Here is a 25,485-nt window from a genome sequence, read left to right as displayed (position 1 = left end):
CAGTTAGTATGATGGATTCAGTAATGTGTATTTGAATGGGATTTTTGTTTTGGGCATGAAAAATAGATTATGAATGGTATATGGAGTAACTAAGGAGGATATAAATGAGGCTCTCAGAACTTGATTTAATTGCAATTCAGGTAGAGGTTTTATTTGTTCATAATCAAGTAGGAAAAATGAAATATGTAAATGAACAAGGAAATCCGAAAGCACCACGCTTTTTTCTTGGCAGAACTCGTGAAGGGAGTATAACGAGATATCATTGTGATCTGGATGATGAAACGGTAGGTAAGATTGAGAAATTAATTCGTGAACCTTCAAATCATATAGAGATAGCAAAGATCATTGATGTATTAAATGAAGAAAGAACAGTAAAAAATATTTGGATGGGCCCTGCTTTCATGTTCTCTAATAATTTACATAAGCCAACTAGAACAATACAGATAACAGAGAAGAAAAAAGAGCTTTTGCGAGAAAATTTTCCTAATCTAATAGAACAGATGGAGTGGAGGCAACCTTACTTTGCAATTGTAAAAAATGAAAGGGTAGTTTCTATATGTTGCAGTGCTAGGAGTACGCCTGTAGCTGCTGAGGCGAGTGTGGAAACTTTAGCGGAGTTTCAAGGGAATGGATATGGTACTGATGTTGTTACAGCCTGGGCGATATCAATACAAGAAGAAAAACGTATTCCACTTTATAGTACTTCTTGGGATAATTATGCTTCACAAGCAGTTGCGAGAAAACTAAAACTGAGTAATTATGGAATGAATTTGCATATCACTTAAATTTTAAAAATAGTTGTTTGCTGTTGGGGTTCATTCGTATATCTAAATTAATATAAAGACAGCCGTATCCTTAAAAAGGATACGGCTGTCTTTATAAGGAGATAAGGGATCAAAAAAATGAAGAAGTCTTATCTCTTTTATATGAGTAAAGGGTCTAGAATGAATTTTGTCCTTTTCATTATTTGTTTAACTCCATTGCAACCTGTTTCCCATTTACAAAAACCTCTGCCACAGCTACTACAACTTCCATCACTTTTTTCATCTCTCATCTCTCCTTGTTTTTTGTTTCATTTCTTACTTTTAGTATAAGGAAATACAGTAATTGCAACCATCGAATTGGATGACAAGAGACTTACATTGTTGTAAGGATAATAGTTTTAGTTTGTAAAAAATGTGATTTTGGATCAGGATTCAGAAATTTCTGTTGTTTTGAACTATAATTAGAAAGAGGGGGGAGAATATGAAAAGAATTCTTGTTATTAGTGATATTCATGGAGAAATAGAAAAGTTCGAACAGTTATTGGAAGAAGCTCACTACGATGCAAAACAGGATCAACTAATTTTATTGGGGGATTATGTAGATCGTGGCCCGAATGCAAGTGCTGTCATTGAAAAGGTAAAAGAGTTAAAAGAAGAGGGAGCCTTCGTTTTAAAGGGAAATCATGAAGATATGATGATTAAGGCGTTAACGACAGATGAGGAGCGTCCATGGAGCCATTGGGTAAAAAGGAATGGTGGAGATAAAACGTTATATAGCTATGGATTTATAGAAGAAGACATTGCGGTTAATGAGGAAAACTTCCAAAAACCGATTTTACAATCTCATGTATTAGAGGAACATGTAACGTTTATTCAAGGATTAGATCATTACATTGAAACGGAAGAGTATATCTTTGTGCATGCTGGTGTTGAGCCAATGAAACGAGTTTCTGAATCTGAACCATACACGTTAATGTGGATCCGTAATGAATTTCATAATGGGTATAGTGGTGAAAAGGTTGTTGTATTTGGACATACGGAAACGAAGACGCTTCATGGTAATGATGATTGTGGAGTGTATTTTGGGGATAATCGTATTATAGGGATTGATGGCAGTGCTGTGTATGGTGGCCAGTTAAATTGTTTAGAATTGCCGAGTAAAAAGGTATATGTAGTAAAAAATTAAAAGAGATAAGGAGAACCTTATTTCTTTTAATTTTTTATTAAGCTAAATTTAAGAAATAGTCTTTATAATAAACTTTCCAAATTCTATACAATTCTAAAGCTTAAAGAGAAACAGTTGAAAATGAAATTACATAATGTGACTACATTCTTTCTTAATGAGAAGAAGAGATGTAATAATAAAAAGAGCTGAAATATATTGTGGAAGGTGAGAATATGCGCTTACTTGTAGTAGAGGACAATGCTTCTTTATTAGAGTCTATTGTCCAAATTTTACGCGATGAGTTTGAAGTAGATACAGCATTGAATGGAGAAGATGGATTGTTTTTAGCGCTGCAAAATATATATGATGCAATATTACTTGATGTTATGATGCCAGAAATGGATGGATTTGAAGTTATCCAAAAAATACGAGATGGAAAGATTGAAACGCCAGTTTTATTTTTAACAGCGAAAGATTCTTTGGAGGATCGAGTTAAAGGCTTAGATTTTGGCGGGGATGATTATCTCGTTAAGCCGTTTCAAGCACCAGAACTAAAAGCGAGAATTCGTGCTTTATTAAGACGAAGTGGTAGTTTAACAACAAAACAAACAATTTGTTATAAAGGAATCGAATTATTTGGAAAAGACAAAGACGCACAAGTCGATGGGCAATCAATTAAATTAACTTTAAAACAGTATGAACTTCTAGAGTACCTCATTCAAAATAGCGGTAAAATTTTAATGCGTGAACAAATTTTTGATCGTGTTTGGGGATTTGATTCAGATACAACGGTAGCCATCGTAGAAGTGTATGTTCATCACTTACGTAAAAAATTAGAGCCATTCGGTTATCAGAAAGATATTCAAACTGTTCGTGGTATTGGATATATATTAAAAGAACAATGAAAAAGGGAAGTATGTTTCAAAAGACACGCATTCGTTTAACCATATTAAATTCGTTAGTGTTTATTATATTGATAGGAGTATTAGGAAGTATTATTTATTCGTACACATATAAGCGTACTTATAATGAAGTGGATCAATCTATAAAAATGATGGTTCAGTATGGAAAAAAATTAGATGTTAAAATACCACCGAGAAAACGTATGGATAATATCAAAATTGGAGATCCACGGGTAACTAAAATAACTTGGAATGGGAAAATAGTGGAGATAGAGGGTGATAATCATAAGTTTCGTTCTATCTTTGAAGGGAATTTGGAAAAGTTTTCTCCAAAAAAGTTAGGGGATTTGCAAGATATTGAAGTACAAGGACGATATTTTAGAACGTTTGCGTTTCAAGAAGATGGAAAAATAGTTCAAATTGTACGTGATACAACAGCTGAAGAAGGAATGCTAAACACTTTATTTTTAATTCTCGTTATAGGTTGTAGCATAGGAAGTTTATGTGCAATAGGAATCGGCTTTTTCTTAGCTGGTAGGGCACTCGTACCAATTCAAAATTCATGGGAGAAGCAGCAACAGTTCGTTTCTGATGCATCGCATGAATTAAGAACACCACTTGCAGTTATTCAATCAAAAACGGACGTATTATTCCAGTCGCCATCTGCAACAATAGAAGAAAAGGCGATGGATATTTCTACAATTTCAAAGGAATGTAGACGGTTGTCGAAGCTAGTTAGCAATTTATTATTGTTAGCGCGTTCGGATTCTAATCAAATTGAGATGGATAAGAAAACATTTGAATTTGATAAATTGTTAGAGGAAATAGTAGATCCATATAAAGAAATTGCCTCTTATCAAGAAAAAGAGATGATATTAAAAGTAGAACGTGACATATCGTTTATGGGTGATAGAGAGAGAATCCATCAAATGATGGTCATATTGTTAGATAATGCGATGAAGTATACGAATGAAGGTGGGCATATTCAAATTGATTGCACACAAACGAGCAACTCAATTCGTATACGGGTGAAAGATAATGGGATAGGAGTTAAAGAGGAAGATATTCCAAAATTATTTAATCGTTTTTATCAAGGAGACAAAGCAAGAAGTGCATCAGAAGGAGCTGGATTAGGTCTTTCAATCGCCAATTGGATTGTAGAAAAGCATTACGGAAAAATATCAGTAGAGGGCAAATGGGGAGAGGGAACTTGCTTTGAAGTGATTTTTCCTAAAAACCAAAGAATATGAGTGAGAAGACGATCTTGTTTTTACAAGGTCGTCTTTTTTTAAGGGAAAGTTAAGGAACAACTTGTATCATGTATTACATCATGGAAACTTGTAATAGAAAGAGACGCTGGAGTAGATATTTTTGAATGAATTAGATGAATCATACTGTTATTTCTAACAGAGATGAAGTTTATGTATAGTATAAAAAAAATTATGGGAAAGCTGGAAAAAGAAAGTGTGAGAGGGAGGAAGAAGTCTTGAAAAAGAAAATGATGACGGTATTCACTATTGGAGTAATGAGTTTAAGTATATTAGGAGGGGCCTCTCCTTCTGGAACGACAAAAGGAAAGACCGATTACACGCAGCGTAGTAAAGAACAATTAAACGATGGGAAAATACATGCAATGCATACAGAAGAAAAGGCAGAAAAGCTAGGCATTGAAACGGGTGGAAAAGAACAAATTACGTTAGAAAAAGAAATTCATGAAACGGAAGTAGGAAGAGAAGCGGAACAATTAGGTATCTCGGTAGAAGGAAAAGATGTTGGAATTCTTTCAGAAGAAATTTATGAAACAAAAGTGAGGCAAGAAGCGTTAAAACTAGGAATATCTATAGAGAATACGTCGATTGTAAGTTTAATTGATCAAATTAATAAGATTAAAATTAATAATGAAGCAGAAAAGCTCGGTGTTTCAACTGAAGGAAAAGAAATAGAAGAAATTGAGGAAGAAATCTATGGAACGAAAGTTAGAGAAGAGGCAGAAAAGCTAGGTATTGCTCAACGAGGAAAAGAGATGGAAGAGTTAGCGCAAGAAGTGTACGAACAAAAAGTGCAGGAAGAGGCAAAAAAATATCATATTGATTTATATGGCAAAGATATATATCAAGTATTAAGAGAAATCAATGAGCAAAAGGTAATAGAAATAGCTGATGAGATTGGTATGAATAGAGCGAATTTGAATATTCAAGATTTAGCGGAGAAGATAAATTTTGAACAACCTGAAAAGGGAAAAGAGCTTAAGTTTGTTCCTATGGTTCAAACAGATGCTGATGCGTTTTATTCGTATTTAACGAATTAAAAAGGGCGTGAGAGTGATACGAAAATGGAAGTGGTATATATGTATGGCCGTACTTTGTATAGGGATAGGGGGTGCATATACAAATGGAATTACAAAGTATGTGGAGAAAGTAAAGGGGTTACTATTTTCAAGTATACAAAGTCAAAAACGAACAGAGTTTAGTAATAACGATGAGAAGGTCATGTTATCAAATGTGCCTTTGATTCAGCAATTACCAGAGTTAGATAGAGGCTGCGAAGTAACAAGCTTAGCGATGATGTTACAATATGCGGGTGTTTCTGTAGATAAGATGAATTTAGCGAGTGACATCAAAAAGGTAAATTTTTTAGACGATGGCGTAAGAGGAAATCCGAATGAAGGATTTGTTGGGAACATTTATACGTTTTCTGAATCGGGATATGGTGTATATCATGGACCACTTTTTCAATTAGCAAAAAAATATTTACCGAATGAAGCTGTGGACTTAACAGGGAAGAGTATTGAAGAACTTTATAAGAGTGTAAATAATGGGCAACCGGTAGTAATGATTACGAATGCAACATATGCACCGCTAGATGAGGATGAGTTTACTATATGGGAAACAAATGGTGGAGATGTTTCCATTACTTATAATGAACATTGTGTTGTTCTTGTTGGATATGATAAGGAGTCTGTTTATATTCAAGATCCACTTAATGAACGCCCGAATGTCAGTGTATCGAGAGCGGATTTTGAAAAGGCGTGGGTACAAATGGGAAGCCAAGCGATTAGTTATGTGAAAAACTCAAAATAAATTAGGGGGAAAAGGGGTATGGACTTAGGCATAACGGGTGACGAAATTAAGTTAGTGAGTTATACAGATGAGTGGAAAAAAGAGTTTTCTAAAGTGAAACATGAGATACAAGAAAATGTGCATATAGAAGCGGATTGTATAGAACACATTGGTAGTACAGCTATTGAAGGTATGGTATCCAAGCCAGTTATAGACATATTAGTAGCTGTAGATGATTTAAATGCAGTAGGAAAATCTATTATAGATGGTTTTAAATCTATAGGTTTTTTACGATTAAAGGTGGAACGACCTGGTGAAATTATCTTTGCAAAGTTTACTGATTCTACTTTTCAAAAACGCACACATTATATTCATTTAGTAGAGTATGAAAAGGGGATTTGGAATAATTTAATCTTCTTCAGAGATTATTTGAGTGCAAACGAGGAAGCAAAGGGAGAGTATATAAATTTAAAATTAGATTATGCTAAGAAGCATTCAGCTGGGATAAAGAATTACACGGATCATAAAGAAAGTTTTGTGAAAGGTATTTTTCAGAAGCGAAAGTGATATGAAACAAGAGAACTTCTATATGGGGTTCTCTTATTTTGTAATTTAATCTTTTTAAAAATAACTAAATATGCAAAAATGCATAATTGAGCAAAATAATACATGTTATTATTATGTATTGTTTTCTAAGTTGTTGAAATAACGAAGAGTGCAGCGGCTGTAGAAAAATAAGTTAATTTGATGGATGAAGAAAAGAACTACAAGAAATGACTAGTAAATTTAAAGTATAATAACAGCAAATAAGTAAGGTGAAAATAATATCACCTTACTTATTATTCTATTTAATAACTAGGGGAGCTATTGAAGGGATGAGAAAAAGAACGAAACTATGGAATTTATGGAAAACGATTACATTATTAGTGTGTACAGTTGTAATTTTTTCTTTACTCGTAACAGATATTTTAATTAGCCATAATGTTGAACGAACGACAGAAGAAAGCCAGGCAGAGAAGGCAAAAACGATTGCACGTATTGTAGCAAATGATTCCATTGTAATTGATGGATTAGCGGGGAAGGTAGATACCTCCTTGATTCAAGTGTATACAAATAAGATATTAAACAGTACGGATGTTCAATTTATTGTAGTTATGGATATGAATGGAATCCGGAAATCTCACCCCAATCCTCAAAAAATAGGGCAACATTTCATTGGAGGAGATGAAGGCCCCGTACTGAAGGGGCGTGAACATGTATCATTGGCAGAAGGAACTTTAGGGGTCTCTATGAGAGTATTTGTGCCAGTTTTTTCTGACATAGGGGAACAGCTTGGAGCGGTTGCAGTTGGAATTTCAGCAGATAATGTGAAAGAAAGAGTGAAAGAAAGTAGACATATTATTTATATAGGTGTTGGAGTTGGAATATTAGTTGGCATTATAGGAGCGATATTGCTAACTAGACATATAAAGAAAATTTTATTCGGTCTTGAGCCACATAGAATAGCGAAAATTTTAGAAGAAAGAAATACGATGTTACAATCGGTCAAAGAAGGTATTATTGCTGTAGATAAAGAGGCGAGAGTAACTTTAATCAATAATGAAGCGAAACGGATATTTAAGAAAAGTGGACTGAAAGAAGAATTTATTGGTAAAGATGTTGAATTGTATATGCCGAATTCACGTATAAAAGAAGTGTTACAAACAGGAGAGGTACAATTAAACGAAGAACAAAATATTTATGGAATTACGATTGTTACTAATCGTGTGCCTTTATATGTAAAAGGAGAAATAGTTGGTGCGATCGCAACCTTTCGTGATAAAACAGAAATTAGAAAATTAGCAGAAGAATTAACTGGTACTAGGCTATATGCGGAAGCATTACGGGCTCAATCTCATGAATTTATGAATAAAATGCATGTCGTATTAGGTTTAACGCATATGAAGCAGTATGAAGAATTGCAGAAATATGTAAGTAGTATGGTATCAGAGCATCAATATGAAATGGGGGGGATTATGAAAAAAATTCAAAGTCCAGTATTTGCTGGATTTTTACTAGGTAAACTTAGTTATGCTAGAGAGAAAAATATAAAGTTAATTATAAAAGAAGATTCTTACTTACCAGAAATATATGATGAACGTATCATTCATGAACTGATCACTATTGTCGGAAATTTAATTAATAATGCATTAGACGCAGTGACGAATTGTGAGAAGAAGCAGGTTGAAGTTGGAATACAATATGGGGATACATTAATCATTACAGTACAAGATACGGGGAAAGGTATAGAAGAAGACGCAGTGGATGCATTATTTACAAAAGGTTATTCCACAAAAGGGGATAATCGCGGTTATGGTTTGTATCTTGTAAAGGAAAGTATACAGCGAATAAATGGGGAGATTTATGTTCATTCAGTGTTAGGAACTGGAACGACAATAACGATTGAAATACCTAAAAGTAGGGATGAGAGATAAAATGATCAAAGTTTTGATTGTAGAAGATGATCCGATGGTTGCGATGCTAAATAAGCATTACTTAGAGCAGGTGGGAGGATTTGAACTTGTTCAAGCAGTTAACTCAGTAAAATCGGCGATAGAAGTATTAGAGAAATCACGAATAGATTTAGTCTTACTTGATATTTTTATGCCTGAAGAGACTGGGTTTGAGCTTTTAATGTATATTCGGAATCAAGAAAAAGAAATCGATATTATGATGATTTCAGCTGTACATGATATGGGGAGTATTAAAAAAGCATTACAATATGGCGTAGTAGATTATTTAATTAAACCATTTACATTTGAACGATTTAAAGATGCATTAACTATATATCGAGAAAAACTTACTTTCATGAAAGAACAACAAAAAATTAGTCAATCGGAATTAGATTCGTTAATTTTACAAAAAGAAAAAAGAGAGTCCTTTGACTATAAAGAGCTTCCGAAAGGATTAACAAAGCAAACATTGCAACTCATTTGGCAGAAAATCGAATCGCTTAATGGACAAGCATTTACAACTGATGAAATGGCGAAATTAGTAGGAGTTTCAAGAGTCTCTATTCGAAAGTATGTAATGTTTTTGACTGAAATCGGAGTATTAGAGAATGAAATGGTGTATCAAAATGTGGGAAGACCGGTGAGTAAATTAAGGTGTATTGACCGGAATAAAATAGATTTTTACGTATAAGCGACTTATTATAGGTCGCTTATACTTTTTTTAATTACAAAAATAGTTACAAAACTTACAAAAACTATTTTTACTATTGAAAGCGTTTTAATATTGTTATTAAGAAAACAAGGGGGTGCCATATGGGGATTCAAAAGAACGTGGGAGCGGTATCATTTTCTGAGGAAAACGAAGTACAAGGGGAATCTTTCGCTTCTAAAATTATGAATGTAAAAATCGGTGTAATACCTTTACCGTTATATGTAGTATTGGCTGCTATTATTTATGGGGCATCTGTATATAATAAATTGCCAGCAGATATGATTGGTGGATTTGCAGTTATTATGATCATGGGGATTTTCTTAGGTGACATTGGGATGAGAATTCCAATTCTAAAAAACATCGGTGGTCCAGCAATTCTTTCGTTATTTATTCCATCGTTACTTGTATTTTTCAACTGGATGAATCCAGCTTCAATGGAAGCTGCGACTATGTTAATGAAAAAATCGAACTTTTTGTATTTATATATTTCTTGTTTAGTAGTAGGAAGTATTTTAGGAATGAACCGTAAAGTATTGGTACAAGGTTTCATTCGCATGTTTATTCCTTTAGTAGTAGGAACGTTAGCTTCTATCGCAGTAGGCCTATTAGTAGGTTCACTATTTGGATTTGAAATGAAGCAGACATTCTTCTTTATCATCGTACCAATTGTGAGTGGTGGTATTGGGGAAGGGATTTTACCGTTATCACTAGCTTACGGTGATATTTTAAATGAATCATCAGCAACATTTGTATCACAGCTTATTCCAGCAGCTATTATCGGAAATATGTTTGCAATTGTGAGCGCAGGTTATATGAAGCGTTTAGGTGAGAAGAGACCCGAGCTTAGTGGGAATGGTGTATTAGTAAAAACAGATAATCAAGCAGAGTTATTAAAAGAGCAAAATACAGAAAAACCAATTGATTTCTCATTAATGGGAGCTGGGTTATTGATTGCATGTACATTCTTTATTTTCGGAGGGTTTGCTTCTAAGTTTATCGGTATTCCAGGAGCAATCATTATGATTTTTTCAGCAGCACTTGTGAAATACTTTAAATTAATGCCAGCAAAAATGGAGCAAGGTGCATTCCATTTATATAAATTTATTTCAAAGAATTTAACTTGGCCACTAATGGTCGGATTAGGATTGCTATATATTCCGTTAAAAGACGTAGCGGCAGTTCTTTCTGTAGGATATGTTGTTGTTTGTGCATCGGTTGTTCTTACAATGGTAGCGTCAGGTTTTCTTATAGGAAAAGTGATGAAAATGTATCCAGTTGAATCAGCGATTGTAACTGGATGTCATAGCGGTTTAGGTGGAACTGGCGATGTTGCTATTTTATCAGCTTCAAATCGTATGGAATTAATGCCGTTCGCACAAATTTCGACGCGTTTAGGCGGGGCAGCAATGGTTGTAACAGCAACAATCTTATTAACAATGTTTTCATGATTAAACAAGCTAGCTATATTCATATAGCTAGCTTGTCAAATTAAGGGGAGATTATAAGTATGTTAGAAAATCAAATTAATGAAAGATCATTGTTATTGCATAAAGAGTTAGTAGGGAAAATTGAGATTACAAGTAAGGTAGAAGTAAATACAGCGGATGATTTAAGCCTGACGTATACACCAGGTGTAGCGGAGTCTTGCAAAGCAATTGCGGCAGATGAAGAAACAGCGTATGACTATACAGCAAGAGGGAACATGGTGGCAGTTGTTTCAGATGGAACAGCAGTACTTGGTTTAGGAAATATTGGACCGAAAGCGGCTATGCCTGTTATGGAAGGGAAAAGTATTTTATTTAAGAAGTTTGCGAATGTAGATGCTTTCCCGCTATGTTTAGGTACGACTGATGTGGATGAAATCGTTACCCTTGTGAAAAATCTAGAGCCTACATTTGCAGGTATTAATTTAGAGGATATTGCAGCACCACGCTGTTTTGAAATTGAAAAACGATTAAAAGAAGAAACGAATATTCCTGTATTTCATGATGATCAGCATGGGACGGCTATTGTTGTTTTAGCAGCTGTTATTAATGCATTAAAAGTTGTAAGTAAACAAATGGACGATGTGAAAATTGTTATTAACGGTGCGGGTTCGGCAGGAATTGCAATTGGAAAATTATTATTAAAAGCTGGTACAAAACACATTACGTTAGTTAGTTTAGAAGGTATTGTTTGTGAAGGTGAAACATGGATGAACGAAGCGCAAATCGAAGTTTCAAAGAAGACAAATCGAGAATATGTACGTGGAACATTAAAGGAAGCGATTCATCAAGCTGATATTTTCATCGGTGTATCTGCTCCAAACGTATTAACGAAAGAACTTATACAGACGATGAACGAGAAACCAATTGTGTTTGCAATGGCGAATCCAATTCCAGAAATATTTCCAGAGGACGCATTAGAAGCTGGGGCAGCTGTAGTAGGAACTGGACGTTCTGATTATTCGAACCAAGTAAATAATGTATTGGCGTTCCCTGGAATATTCCGTGGTGCGCTAGATGTTCGTGCGACTGATATTACAGAAGAGATGAAATTAGCGGCAGCATATGGGATCGCTAACATAATTACGGACGAAGAACGTAATGCGAATTATGTAATTCCAAATCCATTAGATAAAAGAGTTGTTCCAAGTGTTGCAGAAGCAGTAGCAAAAGCAGCCATTGATTCAGGAGTGGCGCAAATTACGAAAATGCCAAGTTATAAATAGTCAAAAGCAGTGCCTTAAAAAGGCACTGCTTTTTCAGGCTGTGGAGAAAGTCTTCTCCACAGCCTGTTTTTGTGTCTGAACCTCTTTTTATGTGTCAACACTGATAAAAAAGAGGAAAAGGAGAGATTTCTTATGATGGGTGCTTTAAAAAATCATCGCGATGAACGTGTATCTGTTTCTGTAGAAGAGTTAGTTCCACAAGATCATTTCCTTCGTGCGATTGAAGCGACAATTCGTTTTGATTTTATTGAGGAGAAGTTACGCCCTTATTACTGTGAAAACAATGGACGTCCGTCAATCCATCCTATCGTTTTATTCAAAATGATGTTTATTGGATATTTTTATGGTATTCGTTCTGAGCGTCAATTGGAAAAGGAGATTAAAACGAATATCGCCTACCGTTGGTTTTTAGGGTTTTCTCTATCAGATACTATTCCAGATCATTCTACAATCAGTTGGAATCGCCGTACCCGTTTTATTCATACAAATATTTTCGAAGAAATTTTTGATGAGATTGTGAGGCAAGCGACGGAGAACCGGATGGTGGGAGGACGTGCACTGATGACAGATTCTACACATATTAAGGCCAATGCTAATAAAAATAAATTTGTACATAAATATAAAAAAGAAAAGGCAAAGTTTTATATAGATGAACTAGAAGCTGCGGTAATCGAAGATCGTGAGGTACACGGAAAAAAGAATTAAAACCTAGAAAGGAAAGTGATACCCCTACTAAAAAAACTCGTATAAGCACTACGGATCCAGATAGTGGATTTTTAATGAGAGATGGAAAACCGAACGGTTTTCATTTCTTAGATCATCGTACAACTGATGCGAAGTACAATATCATTACAGATACCTATATAACGGCTGGAAATATGGCAGATTCCGAGCCGTATTTAGCACGTCTACAAGCTCAAATTAATAAATTCGGATTTAAGGTGGAAGCTGTAGCTCTTGATGCAGGCTATTTTACAGGTTATATCTGTAAGAAATTATCAGAAAGAAATATATTTATGGTGATGGGGTATCGCCGATTTGGAAAGCGAAATAAAGAAGTACCGAAAAGCCAATTTAAATATGTAGAAGAAATGAATGCATTTGCTTGTCCGATGGGATGTATTTTAGAGTATGCGACAACGGATCGCGAAGGATATCGTCAATATAAATCGAATCCAGAAGACTGCGCTGTTTGTCCGCTACGTGAGGTGTGCTTTTCAAAGAAACAGAAACAAAAGTTATCACTCATCATGTATGGGAGAAATATAAAGATATCGCTAGAAAAAACAAGCTAACAGTTACAGGGAAAAAGTTGTATAAAGTACGCTGTTCAACTATAGAGCGAAGCTTTGCGGACGCCAAAGAACTCCATGGCTATCGATATGCTCGGTTTCGGGGGCTGAAGTCTGTCCAAATGCAGGCTTATCTCACCTCAGCTTGTCAAAATATGAAAAAAATAGCCCTCCATCTGACCAAAAAGGGTCTGGTGGAGGGCTATTTTTCTAAATTCTATTATTTTATGTTGTTTTCATTTGCTAAAATCAAAAAGATTTCAGAGTGTTGGGAACCCTAAAGGGTTTCCCAACACTCTGCAAAAGCAGTGCCTTAAAAAGGCACTGCTTTTTTGAGATAAGAAATCAAAACAATGAAGAAGTGTAAATTTATTCAAGACCCTTTCATTATTTATTTAATTCCATTGCAACTTGTTTACCATTTACTAAAACCTCAGTTACTGCTACGATCACTTCTATCATTTTTTTCATCTCTCATCTCTCCTCGCTTCATTTCTTACTTTAAGTATAAGAGAAGAGAGATAATCCAACTATCGAAGTACGTGACGTAGAAATTACATTATTGTAAGGAAGTGTTTCAGTTTTGTCACTTTATTCGGCGTTAATTACAAACTGATCATAATATTTTTCATTCACATATATATTTAATACCCATAATCCAGAGGAAGGTAGTGACATTACGAGAGGGAGTTCCTTTATGGTTGTATCGACTGTATTTGAAGTAGTCCAAGTTTGTTTGGAAGTTTCTTTTTGAAAGAGTACTGGTGTTGGAGTTGTAGTTCCTTGTTTTAACGCGATAATAGATAGTTTTCCAGTTGGCATTTCAGGATCTAGGAAGAACCACATTATTTTATTTTGTTCATTTGCGATAATAGAGCTATCAGCCATTGCAATTTTTCCTTCAATGCCTTTTAAGGGCATCTTCCCCTCTGTAAAGGAAGGTGCGTCTTCCCAATTTACATCTTTTAAAACACTAAGATGAAAAAAGGAAGGTGCGTTAATTTGAGAGGATGACGTTTCTAGTACTTCTTTTTTAGGTACATTTGAATCTGGTTGCACTTGTGCGCAGCCAGTAATGAGGAAGGAGAAAAGTAGCATAGTTCCGATTTTTTTCATGGTGCCACACTCCTAATTTTTATTGTTAGTGTAATTGTATTTGCTAGCAGGCGGGACAATTCCTTTAAATCATAAAAAGAGGTCGTAAGTTTTGTACGACCTCTTTTGACATTTTCTATCCCGCATTAACGGGCAGTAAAACTCCCACCTCAAAATTCAGCCGGAGCAAAGAAGTTAGGTAGGAGATTAACTGCCCGTAAACGCCCGATTGGTTCAACTAATAATCAGTGGGGATGAACAAAACCCCCACTGATTAAAGTTTCACTTTATATTTGTTCAGTTGAAAAGTTTGGTTCTCTCTCTTTTTGAGGCATTGTTAAGAAAATAACAGAAAGAACGATACATACTCCGCCTAATAATTGATATGCTCCAAAAGATTCATTAAGCCAAGCGATTGAAACGATGGCAGCTACAAGTGGTTCAATGCTAGATAAAATACTTGTTTCTGTTGCTGCTAAATATTTAAGACTACCGATATAAAGAAGAAAAGAAAGAGTGCCACTTATGATGATAAGAATAAGCATAGAAAAAGTTTTTGGTGTGAAAGTTTGTGAAAGCTGATTCCATCCAAACGAGCGATTACAAATAAGCAGGGCAATACCACCGATTAACATCCCCCAGCCAATTACTACAGTTGTTCCGCATTCTTTAATAAGAGAAGCTGGATGAAGGGTATAAAAGGCAAATCCGATTGCTGTTAATAGGCCAAAAATAATGGCTTCTTTCGATAAAACAATATTTTCAATTGAACCGTTTGTAATAATAAAGTACGTCCCTGTTAGCGCAGTTATAATTGCGAGTAGTTGCAGAGAAGCAGGGAATTTTCGTTGTTCAAATGCGACATAAACGGTAATAAGAACAGGGCCTAAAAATTGAAATAATGTCGCTGTGACCGCGTTACTAATATGAACCGTTTCGATAAAGGCGTATTGTGCACCGAGCATGCCGAGAATAGAGAAAATTATAAGTTGTATAAGGTGTTTAGGGTGTTTCCAAACGTGAAATATGTTTTGTTTTTTAATAAGCAAGAAAGATAAAATGAATATTCCAGCGAGCAACAGGCGAATTGTTAAAAAATTAAGTGATGATACGTTAGTATGTTGAAATAGCCACTGAATCATTGGGCCAGACAATCCCCACAAGGTAGCTCCTGTAATAATCATAATGAGTCCAATACGTCTATCATTGTTCATTATCATGCATCTCCTCTCTAGTATTTGATTATTAATGCGTTACATGATAAAAGGAATTATATAGAACTTCTGGTACTGTAAAAAGTATCAGTTATGTGTTTTTGAGAGGGGTCAGTTATTGTGTTAGAATTAACGCCTAATTTGAATGCAAATAGTAAGACGGCATTGTATGTACAATTGTATGAGTATATAAAAAAAGAGATTAAAGATGGAACGATTCCGGCTTTTACGAAATTACCGGCTAAGAGGAAGCTAGCAACATATTTACAAGTGAGTAAAAATACAGTTGAAGCTGCTTATGAGCAACTTCTTGCGGAAGGGTATATTGAGTCGATTTCTAGAAAAGGGTATTTTGCATGTGAAATCGAGCAAATGATTCATGCGGAAGGTAGCGAAGAGGTAATAGGAGAAGCACCTTTTCAAGATAAGGAGTATAAATTTGATTTCACTCAAACGGGTGTGGATACTAATACTTTTCCGTTTCATGTATATCGAAAAATTACGAACGAGGTATGGCAATTTGAAAATAAAGATTTACTTTTTATTGGACATCCACAAGGGGAGGTAAGTTTACGAGAAGCAATCGCGAGCTATTTGTATGAATCTAGAGGTGTACGATGCGTAGCTAGTCAAATTGTAATAGGAGCGGGTACGCAAATATTAGTAAAAATGTTATTTCAGCTGTTAAAGGGAAGTCGTTATGCAGTTGAGAATCCTGGGTACCATCGGAAAATGGTTGTTTTTGAGCAAGGGGAACAAAATGTCCAAATGTTATCTTTAGATGGAGATGGAATTTGTATGTCACAGTTAACTGATAGCCATGCAAATGTTGTATTTGTTACACCTTCGCATCAGTTTCCTTGCGGGATGATTATGCCAATTACGAGAAGAATGCAGCTTTTACAATGGGCGAAAAAAGAAGAAGGAAGATATATTATTGAAGATGATTATGATAGTGAATTCCGATATTCAGGAAAGCCGATTCCGGCGCTGCAAGGTTTAGATAGAGATGGGAAAGTAATTTATATGGGGACGCTGTCTAAAGCGCTATTGCCATCATTACGGATGAGTTATATGGTGTTGCCAAAACCGCTCATTAAGCAGTATCAGGAGCAATATTTATTTTATACACAAAGCGTTTCAAGAATGGATCAAGAGATCATTAAGAAATTTTTAAATGATGGGCATTGGGAAAAACATATTCATAAAATGCGTGTTGTGTACCGAAAGAAGAGGGACCGCCTTGTTTCGGTAATAGAAAAATATTTTTCTAATGGAGTTGAAGTAATAGGAGAGGACTCTGGCCTACATATTTTATTAAAAGTGCATAATGGGATGGAAGAGAAAGAGTTAGTGGAAGCTGCAGCTGAAAGGAGTATTAAAGTATATCCTGTTTCGATGTATTATAAGGAAGGGACTTCTCCCGAAAATACAGTATTGCTTGGATTTGCGACTTTATTAGAGGAAGAAATTGAAGAGGCCATTCAATTATTATATACAGCATGGTTTACAAGGAAGTAAAAAAACATCCTCATAAATGGAGGATGTTTTTTATTATTTTTCTTCATCTAGGAAAAGAACCATATGCTCTTCATCCCAATATTGTCCGTTATATTTTAATGAACGTTCCTGCACACCAAATGTTTTAAATCCTAATGACTCATAAAGTTTTTTTGCACCATCGTTGCCAACAACAACATCGAGCATAACTTGCTCTACTTCTAGAGATTTAGCAAGTTCAAGACATTCTTTAATAAGTGCTTTTCCTGCTCCAAGTCCGCGTGCTTTTGGAGACACGTATACTGAACCAATTTTCGCTTTATGTTCTTGTTTTACATATGGTTTCGTTTCCAGTGTTGCAACTCCGATTAATTCTCCATCTTTAAATGCACCTAGTGTATAGTTCTCATCTTGTGCTAATTTTTGGGCTTTATATTCAATAGCACACTCTTTATTAATAATATCTTCATAAGAAGAGCTAAAAGCTTCCGGGTTTTGCTTTAATCCTTCTACTCGAAGTTCTAAGTAAATTTCTGCTTCGTCTTTTGTTAATACATGGATATCCAATTATATCACCCTCCAAATCTTTGACAGTTGTACCTATATTTTATATTGAAATAAAAATAATTTCAAAAGCTTAGCTTATATGAGCTGGTTTTATAAATAAAATAGCACCAGTAGTGTTGACTACTACTGGTGATTTCACGCATATATTATTCAAATGGTAATTCAATTATAAATTCTGTTCCGACTTCTAATTCGCTTTTAACTTCGATAGAACCATTATGAAGTTCTACAATTTCCTTTGCAACAGCTAGTCCAATACCTTTTCCGCCTGTAGCCCTTGTTCTAGATTTATCGACACGGTAAAAGCGATCGAAAATGTGTGTGATATCTTCTTTTGGAATACCTTCACCTTCATCTTGTACACTTATTGTAAAAGTATTCACACTGGTTAGTACACGTATTGTGATAGAAGTGTTTTCTGGCGAATGTTGATAAGCGTTGTGTAATAAATTTAACATCACTTGTTCCATACGCCTTTCGTCTATACAAACTTCTAAATCTTCTTTGCAATATACATGAAGTTGCATTTGTTTGTTCGTTAATGTTGTTTTTGTTTTTTCAACCATTCGCTCTAAAAATGGTCTAAGAAGCATTTTTTGTTTTTTATAACAAATTGGTGCTGTTCTAATTGTACAAGCATAAATAAATCTTGTACAAGGTCGGTTACACTATCTGTTTCGTCTTCAATGATTTGTAAGTATTCTTCACGTTCTTCTTTCGTTAAAGAGTCTCTCTTTGCCACCTTCGCATAACCTTTCATATAGGTTAATGGAGTTAATAATTCGTGAGCGACACTAGCGAGGAATTCATTTCGTTCTTTTTTCATATACGTAAGTTCACTAGATAAATCTTCAATAGTTTTTGCTAAGCTTCCAAGTTCATCATTTCGTTTAATTCCTAATTGAATTGGCTTGTTCAATTTGGACATTTTTTCAGTAGCTCTTTTCATCTTTATAAGAGGTTCTGTAATAACCCGAGAAAAAACAAAGACAGAAATAGTTGTTAAAATAATTGTCAAAATACTAATGATAATAAATTGATCCATGAGTTTAAGTAACATATTTTCTAAGAAAGATGTCTTTAATAACATATGTAAGTTACCTTGAAATCCATTTATTTCAAGTGGGCTTACTGTTGAGATGAATTTCGATTTTTTCCAGTTTTTTTCTACAATCAACCCGTTTTTAGGAATAGTTTCCGTTTTACAAGTAAGTTGCTTTTGCATTTCTTTCGTTACGGGTTCTGAGGTGGAAATGATTTTGCCGTTATTGTCAGTTATAATGATAGTGATATCGGTATTAGCAATTAATTCTGAGCCAATTAATTCTTCAGCTGCATGCTCGATAGTGAACTCTTGATACCAAGGACGTTTAGGACGTTCGGTGTTTGGATTTTGTTTAGAATGTTCATTCCATTTTGCACGGTTTACAATTTTGTCACGATACCGATTGCCTTTCTCTAATAGAGCAACTGTTTCCTCTTCAACCCGCATTTTTGAAAGGCTTTTATAAAAAGATACGAAAGCAATTGTTTCAATACATAAAGCTAGTATTAAAAAGTATGTCCCAATTTTAAGGGAAAGTTTACTCATTTTCTCACCATACCTTATTTTATATAAAGTGAAACTTTGGAGATTTCACGGATTATTATCCTGCATTAATTGGAGCCTTATTGCCCATTAATGCAGGATAAAGGGTCAGTGTTATACTATTATCGACTGACCAAATTAATTATTCACTTTTCCATTTATATCCGACTTTATAGACAGTTTCTAAGTAATCTTCAACTGGAAATCCTTTTTTGCGTAATTTATCCCGTATATTACGAATATGTGAATCGATAGTTCTGTATTCGATGTCTGTTTGATAGCCCCAAATCTTCTCGATTAAATCGTCTCGGCTGTAAGCGCGGTTTGTATTTTGTAAAAATAGTCCGAGCAACGAAAACTCAATAGGAGTTAGTGAGATTTTTTCATTATAAGCTGTAACAGTATGTTTCGTTTTATCCCACTCAATACCATTGAAGCTAACAAAGCCATCTTTCTTTGTGCGGCGTAATATAGCCTCGATTCGCGCGACTAATACATGTTCATCGAATGGTTTTGTAATATAGTCATCTGCTCCCATTGTTAGGCCTTTGACCATATCGTAGTTTTGGTTGCGAGCTGTAAGCATAATAATTGGAACGTTGGAAATTTGACGGATTTGATAGCAAGTATCCCACCCGTCCATATTTGGCATCATAACATCTAATAAAATAATATCGAAGTCCTTCTGTTCGATTAATTCTAGCGCTTCAAGGCCAGAAGTAGCTTTCATACAAAAATGGCCGCGAGGGCTTAAGAACAGATCTAATAATCGTAACATACGTTCTTCATCGTCTACCAATAAAATTTTCACCATAATCTTGTGCACCCCAAACTATTCATTCTACTTGTATAGTTTACATGAAAATAATAAAAAACTCTTTTTATGTGATTAAATGGATGGCTGATTTTTTCAATCAGGGCAATTGACATAAAAAATGCACTAGTTTTGCACAACTATTTTTTATAATAGAAAACGTAGCGACACAAATACCCTATGTTGCGACATAACGTCATGTCATTTTATTTATAAAATGACAATTCCATTCTATTGTGTATGTGAGATAGAGAGGGTTTTCGTATTCACCTCGCATCGGATAAGAAAAATTTCCTATCTCACACTTTTTTTAAAAGGGGATTGTACACATGAGTAAAAAAGTAGAGCATTTACAAAAAGAAAAGCAAGATCGTAATGCGGTTGTAATGTGTGTTGCGGTATCTATGCTTATTATGATAAGTTGTGTAAATAAATTTTTCGGGATTTTATAATAGAAAAAAGCTTATTGCCTCTTAAGAAGCAATAAGCTTTTTTTATGTATTCTATATAATAAACCAAGGTAAAATTGCTAATCCAGAAGTTACAATTGCTGTAGCACATATTAAAAAGATAGCTCGTTTGTTTTGTTTCATGTCACATTCTCCTCTACATATCAATTGCATGCTATACGTTCATGTAATAATCAGCGGGAGATGGATACTCCTTGCTGAGTAAAGTTTCACTTTATATTTTTAGTATAACGAATGGAAAGGATTGGAACGATCGATAAAGGTGACATGAAGATTACATTGTTGTAATGAAAAAAAGCATCTTTACTAATAAGAAGATGCCTTTGAAAAGTTATATTAAAACGTTAATTATTTAAGAATAAAACCATATGTTCTTCATCCCAATATTGACCGTTATGCTTTAAGGAACGCTCTTGCACACCGTAAGTTTGGAAACCAAGGGACTCATATAATGTCTTTGCAGCGGTGTTATCAGCAACAACATCGAGCATGAGCTGTTCTACATGTAATTTATCGGCATTTTCAATAATTGCTTTAATTAAAGCTCGTCCTGCACCGAGGCCGCGCGCTTTTGGAGAAACAAAAACGGAGCCGATTTTTGCCTTATGTTCTTGCTTAATAAATGGCTTTGTTTCTAAAGTAGCAATGCCAACTAAATCATTATCTTTGAGGACACCTAGAGTATACTTATCCGGATTGCTTAATCGCTTTGCCATGGCAGCGACAGGGTTTTCATGTTTAAGAACATCTTCATAAGAAGAGCTAAAAGCCTCAGGGTTTTTCGTTAAACCTTCCATACACACTTTTAAATACATTTCTGCGTCCTCTGTTGTTAATAAGCGAATTTCCATAGTTGTAACCTCCTAGATTGATTCAAATTTAATTCATTAACTTTGTAAGATTAACTTTAGTTAAATGTATTCTGTGACTATTCTTTCTTAATTTGTAAAATAATGAAAAGATTATGCTACAATGTTTTGTTTTAATTATGTAATGAAATTATATATTAACTTTATTAACTATTCAAGTGTTATGTATATTACATTTTTATAACTAAAATACCTCCTCAATTGAGGAGGTATTTTTTAATTATTCGATTGATAACCATCGATTCGTTCTGGATGTGTATAAATATTGCAAGATTCATTCCGAATGAATCCTACTACGGTAATGCCTAAATCGTGAGCGAGTTGCAATGCTAGTTTAGTTGGAGCTGATTTAGATAGGACAATTTCGCAACCAATTTTTGAAACCTTTAACAAAATTTCAGATGAGATTCGTCCGCTAAACGCGATGATTTTTCCTTGAACAGATATATTGTTTCGTAAACAATGACCGTATATTTTATCTAGTGCATTATGTCTTCCGATATCCATTCTTGATATGAGAATATTTTTTCGATCACATAACGCGGTATTGTGCACACCACCTGTTTGGCGAAATGTAGTTGAAGATTGTTGTAAGGAAGTCATTAGGTGAAAACATTCTTCTGGAGTAATAGATATATGTATATCGTGTAACTCTTTTGCTTTTGCGGCATCATTGACGAAAACAAAACCTTGTCTACTTTTTCCACAACAAGAAGTTACGTATCTTTTATTATATAAAGTTTGATAGAGCGGATTAATTTTTGATGATTTTACATGGGCAATTCCGTTTTCCTTTTGGACCCATAATTCTTCAATATCTTTATAAGAAGAAAGAATTCCTTCAGAAATTAAAAAACCAATTACCATATCTTCAATGTAATTAGGAGTACATACAACTGTTACGTATTCTTCGCTATTCAACTTAATTGTAATAGGAAATTCTGTCACAACATCATCAGTTTGTTTTGAAAATGTACCGGATTGATAGCGTACAATTGTATACGCTTCTTGAGTAGGCCCCATATTAAATTCCCCTTTATATGTATTTTTCTCCATATTTATCATAAAACATCGAAAAAATAAAAGCATCTACTATCAGAAAGATGGCAGATTATTTTGGTTATTATTGTATATGTACGATATAATAGATTTGTAGAATAGTGACATTTTTAAGCTTACGTAGCTATACCTTATAACATCAAGAATCGACTTCATAAGAAAAGTATTTCAACAGAGCGTTTCAAAAATATGTACAGAAATACGTTTTTGAAAACGGATTCATAATCGTATTGTACAGTGAGTTGTAAGGAGAGGGGAAACTATGACAGAACAGACAGTCCGTGTAACCGTTGATGGTAAAGAACTTTTTGCATCAGGTGAAAAGACGATACTCCAATTATTTAATGAAAGTAATTTAGAACATCCTCAAATTTGTCATGTACCAGAGGTAGACCCTATTCAAACCTGTGATACATGTATTGTAGAAGTAGATGGGAAGTTAATGCGTGCTTGTTCAACTAAGCTAGAGAATGGTATGCATATTGAAAGACAATCGCAGCGTGCTAAAGAGGCGCAGACTGAAGCAATGGATCGAATATTAGAGAATCATTTATTGTATTGTACAGTATGTGATAACAATAATGGTAACTGTAAAGTCCATAATACAGTACATATGATGGAGATTGAAGAACAGAAATATCCGTATGAACCGAAAGTAAGTGCATGCGAAGTGGATACATCGCATCCATTCTATCGATACGATCCAAATCAATGCATTGCTTGTGGACAGTGTGTAGAAGTATGTCAAAATTTACAAGTGAATGAAACGTTATCAATCGATTGGAGTTTAGACCGTCCACGTGTTATTTGGGACAATGGTGTAAGTATAAATGACTCATCTTGTGTGAGTTGTGGGCAATGTGTAACAGTATGTCCGTGTAATGCGTTAATGGAAAAAACAATGCTAGGTGAAGCAGGATTTATGACAGGATTAAAACCAGATGTGTTAGATCCAATGATTGATTTTGTAAAAGATGTAGAACCTGGATATAGTAGTATTTTAGCGGTTTCAGAAGTAGAGGCTGCGATGCGTAAGACGAAAGTTAATAAAACAAAAACAGTTTGTACATTTTGTGGTGTAGGTTGTTCATTTGAAGTATGGACGAAAGATCGTCAAATTTTAAAAGTACAACCTGTTTCAGATGCACCGGTTAATGGTATCTCTACATGTGTAAAAGGTAAATTTGGCTGGGATTTTGTAAACAGTGAAGATCGTATTACAAAACCGTTAATTCGCCAAGGGGATATGTTTGTTGAGGCTTCATGGGAAGAGGCTCTTGAAGTTGTTGCATCTAATATGCAACATATTAAGTCAGAATACGGTAGCGATGCATTTGGTTTTATTTCTTCTTCAAAAGTAACAAATGAAGAAAACTACCTTATGCAAAAACTAGCCCGTCAAATATATGGAACGAATAACGTAGATAACTGCTCGCGTTATTGCCAATCTCCAGCGACAGACGGTTTATTTAAAACTGTCGGTATGGGTGGGGATGCTGGAACAGTAAAAGATATTGCTGAAGCAGGTCTTGTTATTATTGTTGGTGCAAATCCAACAGAAGGTCATCCTGTACTTGCAACTAGAGTAAAGCGTGCTCATAAATTACACGAGCAAAAATTGATTGTAGCGGACCTTCGTAAACACGAAATGGCAGAGCGTGCTGATATATTTGTTCACCCGAGTCAAGGAACGGATTATGTATGGCTTGCTGGTATTACAAAATATATTATTGATCAAGATTGGCATGATAAAAAGTTCATAGCTGAAAATGTAAAGAATTTTGATGAATATAGCAAAATGCTAGAAAAGTATACGCTTGATTATACTGAGAAAATTACAGGGATTTCTAAAGATAACCTTAAAGAGATGGCTCGTATGGTATATGAAGCAGATGGTACTTGTGTACTTTGGGGAATGGGTGTAACTCAAAATACAGGAGGAAGTACAACGTCAGCTGCAATTTCAAATTTACTGCTTGTTACGGGCAACTATCGTCGTCCTGGTGCAGGTGCGTATCCGTTACGCGGACATAATAACGTACAAGGCGCTTGTGATATGGCAACATTACCGAACTGGCTTCCAGGTTATCAAGCAGTTTCGGATGATGTGCATCGTGCGAAATTTGAAAAAGAATACGGTACTACCATTCCGAAAGAACCGGGACTAAATAATATCGCAATGTTACTAGCAGCGGAAGAAGGAAAACTGCGTGGTATGTATGTTATGGGAGAAGAAATGGCTTTAGTAGATTCAAATGCCAACCATGTACAACATATTTTAGCGAATTTAGACTTCCTCGTTGTTCAAGATATGTTTTTATCGAAAACAGCTCGTTTTGCTGATGTTATTTTACCGGCAGCACCAAGCTTAGAAAAAGAAGGAACATTTACAAATACAGAACGCCGTATTCAAAGATTGTATGAAGTATTGAAGCCACTTGGCGATTCTAAGCCAGATTGGTGGATTTTACAAAAAGTAGCTCGTGCACTGGGCGGAGACTGGAATTATGGAAGTCCAAGTGAAATTATGGATGAAATTGCATCGCTTGCTCCGTTATACTCACAAGCAACGTATGACCGTTTAGAAGGCTGGAATAGTTTATGTTGGGGTAGCCATGATGGTAGCGATACACCATTGTTATATGTAGATGGATTTAACTTCCCGGATAAGCTCGCTCGTTTATCATTAGATGAATGGGTACCACCAGTAGTAGCACCAGATGAGTATGATTTACTATTAAATAATGGCCGTATGCTAGAGCATTTCCATGAAGGAAATATGACGAATAAGTCAGCTGGCATTTTATCTAAAGTGTCTGAAGTATTTGTTGAAATTTCACCTGAACTTGCTAAAGAACGCAATGTGAAAGATGGTGGTCTTGTAGAATTAGCATCACCATTTGGAAAGATTAAAGTACAAGCGCTTGTTACAGATCGTGTAACTGGAAATGAGTTATATTTGCCGATGCATGCGACAGTAAATGAAGAGGCAATCAATATTTTAACAGGGACAGCAACAGACATTTATACTTGTACACCAGCTTATAAACAAACGATGGTGAAACTACGCGTATTACGTGAAAAAGGGAATCGTCCGTTACCATCTTCAAACCCGAGAGATAAAAAACGTCATCCGCAAAATGGTGTTGAAATTGAGCAAAAGTGGCAAAGAAAACAATACGTATCACTTGTGGACCAGAATTAGGGGGCGGA

At 35.0% G+C, this 25,485-nt stretch carries 20 protein-coding genes and 2 pseudogenes; 15 read left to right on the top strand and 7 right to left on the bottom strand.

From position 1 onward, the window contains the following. The first annotated feature begins 104 nt into the window (after nucleotides 1-104). The 12 genes and pseudogenes from CDB3_RS21880 to CDB3_RS21825 all read left to right on the top strand — a co-directional run bounded on the left by CDB3_RS21880 (nucleotide 105) and on the right by CDB3_RS21825 (nucleotide 13,377). Nucleotides 105-785: a GNAT family N-acetyltransferase gene (locus CDB3_RS21880; RefSeq protein ID WP_128855941.1), complete on the top strand. Its 681-nt coding sequence runs from the start codon at nucleotides 105-107 to the stop codon at nucleotides 783-785. 460 nt (nucleotides 786-1,245) lie between these two features. Continuing rightward, a complete protein-coding gene (locus CDB3_RS21875; RefSeq protein ID WP_128855940.1) occupies nucleotides 1,246-1,950 on the top strand; it encodes a metallophosphoesterase family protein in 705 nt (234 codons plus the stop codon). Nucleotides 1,951-2,162: 212 nt separating this feature from the next. Continuing rightward, nucleotides 2,163-2,834 carry a response regulator transcription factor gene (locus CDB3_RS21870; RefSeq protein WP_128855939.1) on the top strand — a complete coding sequence of 224 codons (672 nt, stop codon included), beginning with the start codon at nucleotides 2,163-2,165 and terminating at the stop codon, nucleotides 2,832-2,834. A gap of 11 nt (nucleotides 2,835-2,845) precedes the next feature. Then, complete coding sequence (locus CDB3_RS21865) at nucleotides 2,846-4,081, top strand: sensor histidine kinase (RefSeq protein ID WP_128855938.1); 1,236 nt, start codon at nucleotides 2,846-2,848, stop codon at nucleotides 4,079-4,081. A 236-nt stretch (nucleotides 4,082-4,317) separates the two neighbouring features. After that, nucleotides 4,318-5,139, top strand: coding sequence for a transporter (locus tag CDB3_RS21860; RefSeq protein WP_128855937.1), 822 nt, complete (start codon nucleotides 4,318-4,320; stop codon nucleotides 5,137-5,139). Nucleotides 5,140-5,182: 43 nt separating this feature from the next. Beyond that, nucleotides 5,183-5,911, top strand: a complete 729-nt coding sequence (locus CDB3_RS21855) for a C39 family peptidase (RefSeq protein ID WP_128855936.1) — start codon at nucleotides 5,183-5,185, stop codon at nucleotides 5,909-5,911. A gap of 18 nt (nucleotides 5,912-5,929) precedes the next feature. Continuing rightward, complete coding sequence (locus CDB3_RS21850) at nucleotides 5,930-6,457, top strand: GrpB family protein (RefSeq protein ID WP_128855935.1); 528 nt, start codon at nucleotides 5,930-5,932, stop codon at nucleotides 6,455-6,457. 308 nt (nucleotides 6,458-6,765) lie between these two features. Next, nucleotides 6,766-8,364: a sensor histidine kinase gene (locus CDB3_RS21845; RefSeq protein WP_142263494.1), complete on the top strand. Its 1,599-nt coding sequence runs from the start codon at nucleotides 6,766-6,768 to the stop codon at nucleotides 8,362-8,364. Between the two features lies 1 nt (nucleotide 8,365). Beyond that, complete coding sequence (locus tag CDB3_RS21840) at nucleotides 8,366-9,073, top strand: response regulator (protein WP_128855934.1); 708 nt, start codon at nucleotides 8,366-8,368, stop codon at nucleotides 9,071-9,073. Between the two features lie 122 nt (nucleotides 9,074-9,195). Next, a complete protein-coding gene (locus CDB3_RS21835; protein ID WP_128855933.1) occupies nucleotides 9,196-10,542 on the top strand; it encodes a 2-hydroxycarboxylate transporter family protein in 1,347 nt (448 codons plus the stop codon). A gap of 59 nt (nucleotides 10,543-10,601) precedes the next feature. Beyond that, nucleotides 10,602-11,804, top strand: coding sequence for an NAD(P)-dependent malic enzyme (locus tag CDB3_RS21830; RefSeq protein ID WP_128855932.1), 1,203 nt, complete (start codon nucleotides 10,602-10,604; stop codon nucleotides 11,802-11,804). Between the two features lie 132 nt (nucleotides 11,805-11,936). Beyond that, nucleotides 11,937-13,377: pseudogene (locus tag CDB3_RS21825) on the top strand (IS1182 family transposase). Nucleotides 13,378-13,687: 310 nt separating this feature from the next. Here CDB3_RS21825 and CDB3_RS21820 read toward each other — a convergent pair. Both CDB3_RS21820 and CDB3_RS21815 read right to left on the bottom strand, forming a co-directional pair. Then, entirely contained in the window at nucleotides 13,688-14,212 is a 525-nt protein-coding gene (locus tag CDB3_RS21820) for a DUF4871 domain-containing protein (protein ID WP_128855931.1), read from the bottom strand. A 266-nt stretch (nucleotides 14,213-14,478) separates the two neighbouring features. Next, nucleotides 14,479-15,405, bottom strand: a complete 927-nt coding sequence (locus CDB3_RS21815) for a DMT family transporter (RefSeq protein WP_128855930.1) — start codon at nucleotides 15,403-15,405, stop codon at nucleotides 14,479-14,481. A gap of 120 nt (nucleotides 15,406-15,525) precedes the next feature. Between CDB3_RS21815 and pdxR the strand changes: the two genes are divergently transcribed. After that, on the top strand, nucleotides 15,526-16,926 hold the full coding sequence (pdxR, locus tag CDB3_RS21810) for a MocR-like pyridoxine biosynthesis transcription factor PdxR (protein ID WP_128855929.1): 1,401 nt from the start codon (nucleotides 15,526-15,528) through the stop codon (nucleotides 16,924-16,926). A 33-nt stretch (nucleotides 16,927-16,959) separates the two neighbouring features. On the opposite strand, the gene CDB3_RS21805 is transcribed toward pdxR, so the two are convergent. The 3 genes and pseudogenes from CDB3_RS21805 to CDB3_RS21795 form a co-directional block, all read right to left on the bottom strand. Then, on the bottom strand, nucleotides 16,960-17,472 hold the full coding sequence (locus tag CDB3_RS21805; RefSeq protein WP_000351210.1) for a GNAT family N-acetyltransferase: 513 nt from the start codon (nucleotides 17,470-17,472) through the stop codon (nucleotides 16,960-16,962). A 146-nt stretch (nucleotides 17,473-17,618) separates the two neighbouring features. Further along, a pseudogene (locus CDB3_RS21800) lies at nucleotides 17,619-19,063 on the bottom strand (HAMP domain-containing sensor histidine kinase). A gap of 139 nt (nucleotides 19,064-19,202) precedes the next feature. After that, complete coding sequence (locus tag CDB3_RS21795; protein ID WP_097832278.1) at nucleotides 19,203-19,874, bottom strand: response regulator transcription factor; 672 nt, start codon at nucleotides 19,872-19,874, stop codon at nucleotides 19,203-19,205. Between the two features lie 329 nt (nucleotides 19,875-20,203). Here CDB3_RS21795 and CDB3_RS32550 point away from each other — a divergent pair, with 329 nt between their 5' ends. After that, on the top strand, nucleotides 20,204-20,326 hold the full coding sequence (locus CDB3_RS32550) for a hypothetical protein (protein WP_002125145.1): 123 nt from the start codon (nucleotides 20,204-20,206) through the stop codon (nucleotides 20,324-20,326). 362 nt (nucleotides 20,327-20,688) lie between these two features. On the opposite strand, the gene CDB3_RS21790 is transcribed toward CDB3_RS32550, so the two are convergent. Further along, nucleotides 20,689-21,195, bottom strand: coding sequence for a GNAT family N-acetyltransferase (locus CDB3_RS21790; protein ID WP_128855928.1), 507 nt, complete (start codon nucleotides 21,193-21,195; stop codon nucleotides 20,689-20,691). A 234-nt stretch (nucleotides 21,196-21,429) separates the two neighbouring features. Then, on the bottom strand, nucleotides 21,430-22,236 hold the full coding sequence (gene fdhD / locus CDB3_RS21785; RefSeq protein ID WP_128855927.1) for a formate dehydrogenase accessory sulfurtransferase FdhD: 807 nt from the start codon (nucleotides 22,234-22,236) through the stop codon (nucleotides 21,430-21,432). Nucleotides 22,237-22,534: 298 nt separating this feature from the next. Between fdhD and fdhF the strand changes: the two genes are divergently transcribed. Continuing rightward, nucleotides 22,535-25,477: a formate dehydrogenase subunit alpha gene (fdhF, locus tag CDB3_RS21780; RefSeq protein ID WP_128855926.1), complete on the top strand. Its 2,943-nt coding sequence runs from the start codon at nucleotides 22,535-22,537 to the stop codon at nucleotides 25,475-25,477. The last annotated feature ends 8 nt before the right edge of the window (nucleotides 25,478-25,485 follow it).

The sequence above is a fragment of the Bacillus sp. CDB3 genome, assembly GCF_002081505.1.
GTDB lineage: Bacteria > Bacillota > Bacilli > Bacillales > Bacillaceae_G > Bacillus_A > Bacillus_A cereus_AT.
The sequence above is the reverse complement of the archived record's forward strand: the minus strand, read 5'-3'. Positions and strand labels throughout refer to the sequence as shown.

Bases quoted from the DNA above. Each gene is read 5' to 3' on its own strand.
- CDB3_RS21815 (WP_128855930.1), bottom strand. From the start codon at position 15,405: ATGAACAATGATAGACGTATTGGACTCATTATGATTATTACAGGAGCT.
- fdhF (WP_128855926.1), top strand. From the start codon at position 22,535: ATGACAGAACAGACAGTCCGTGTAACCGTTGATGGTAAAGAACTTTTT.
- fdhD (WP_128855927.1), bottom strand. From the start codon at position 22,236: ATGGGGCCTACTCAAGAAGCGTATACAATTGTACGCTATCAATCCGGT.
- CDB3_RS21855 (WP_128855936.1), top strand. From the start codon at position 5,183: ATGGCCGTACTTTGTATAGGGATAGGGGGTGCATATACAAATGGAATT.
- CDB3_RS21820 (WP_128855931.1), bottom strand. From the start codon at position 14,212: ATGAAAAAAATCGGAACTATGCTACTTTTCTCCTTCCTCATTACTGGC.
- CDB3_RS21835 (WP_128855933.1), top strand. From the start codon at position 9,196: ATGGGGATTCAAAAGAACGTGGGAGCGGTATCATTTTCTGAGGAAAAC.
- CDB3_RS21795 (WP_097832278.1), bottom strand. From the start codon at position 19,874: ATGGTGAAAATTTTATTGGTAGACGATGAAGAACGTATGTTACGATTA.
- CDB3_RS21840 (WP_128855934.1), top strand. From the start codon at position 8,366: ATGATCAAAGTTTTGATTGTAGAAGATGATCCGATGGTTGCGATGCTA.
- CDB3_RS21880 (WP_128855941.1), top strand. From the start codon at position 105: ATGAGGCTCTCAGAACTTGATTTAATTGCAATTCAGGTAGAGGTTTTA.
- CDB3_RS21850 (WP_128855935.1), top strand. From the start codon at position 5,930: ATGGACTTAGGCATAACGGGTGACGAAATTAAGTTAGTGAGTTATACA.
- CDB3_RS32550 (WP_002125145.1), top strand. From the start codon at position 20,204: ATGAGTAAAAAAGTAGAGCATTTACAAAAAGAAAAGCAAGATCGTAAT.
- CDB3_RS21875 (WP_128855940.1), top strand. From the start codon at position 1,246: ATGAAAAGAATTCTTGTTATTAGTGATATTCATGGAGAAATAGAAAAG.
- CDB3_RS21830 (WP_128855932.1), top strand. From the start codon at position 10,602: ATGTTAGAAAATCAAATTAATGAAAGATCATTGTTATTGCATAAAGAG.
- CDB3_RS21790 (WP_128855928.1), bottom strand. From the start codon at position 21,195: ATGGAAATTCGCTTATTAACAACAGAGGACGCAGAAATGTATTTAAAA.
- CDB3_RS21845 (WP_142263494.1), top strand. From the start codon at position 6,766: ATGAGAAAAAGAACGAAACTATGGAATTTATGGAAAACGATTACATTA.
- CDB3_RS21870 (WP_128855939.1), top strand. From the start codon at position 2,163: ATGCGCTTACTTGTAGTAGAGGACAATGCTTCTTTATTAGAGTCTATT.
- CDB3_RS21865 (WP_128855938.1), top strand. From the start codon at position 2,846: ATGTTTCAAAAGACACGCATTCGTTTAACCATATTAAATTCGTTAGTG.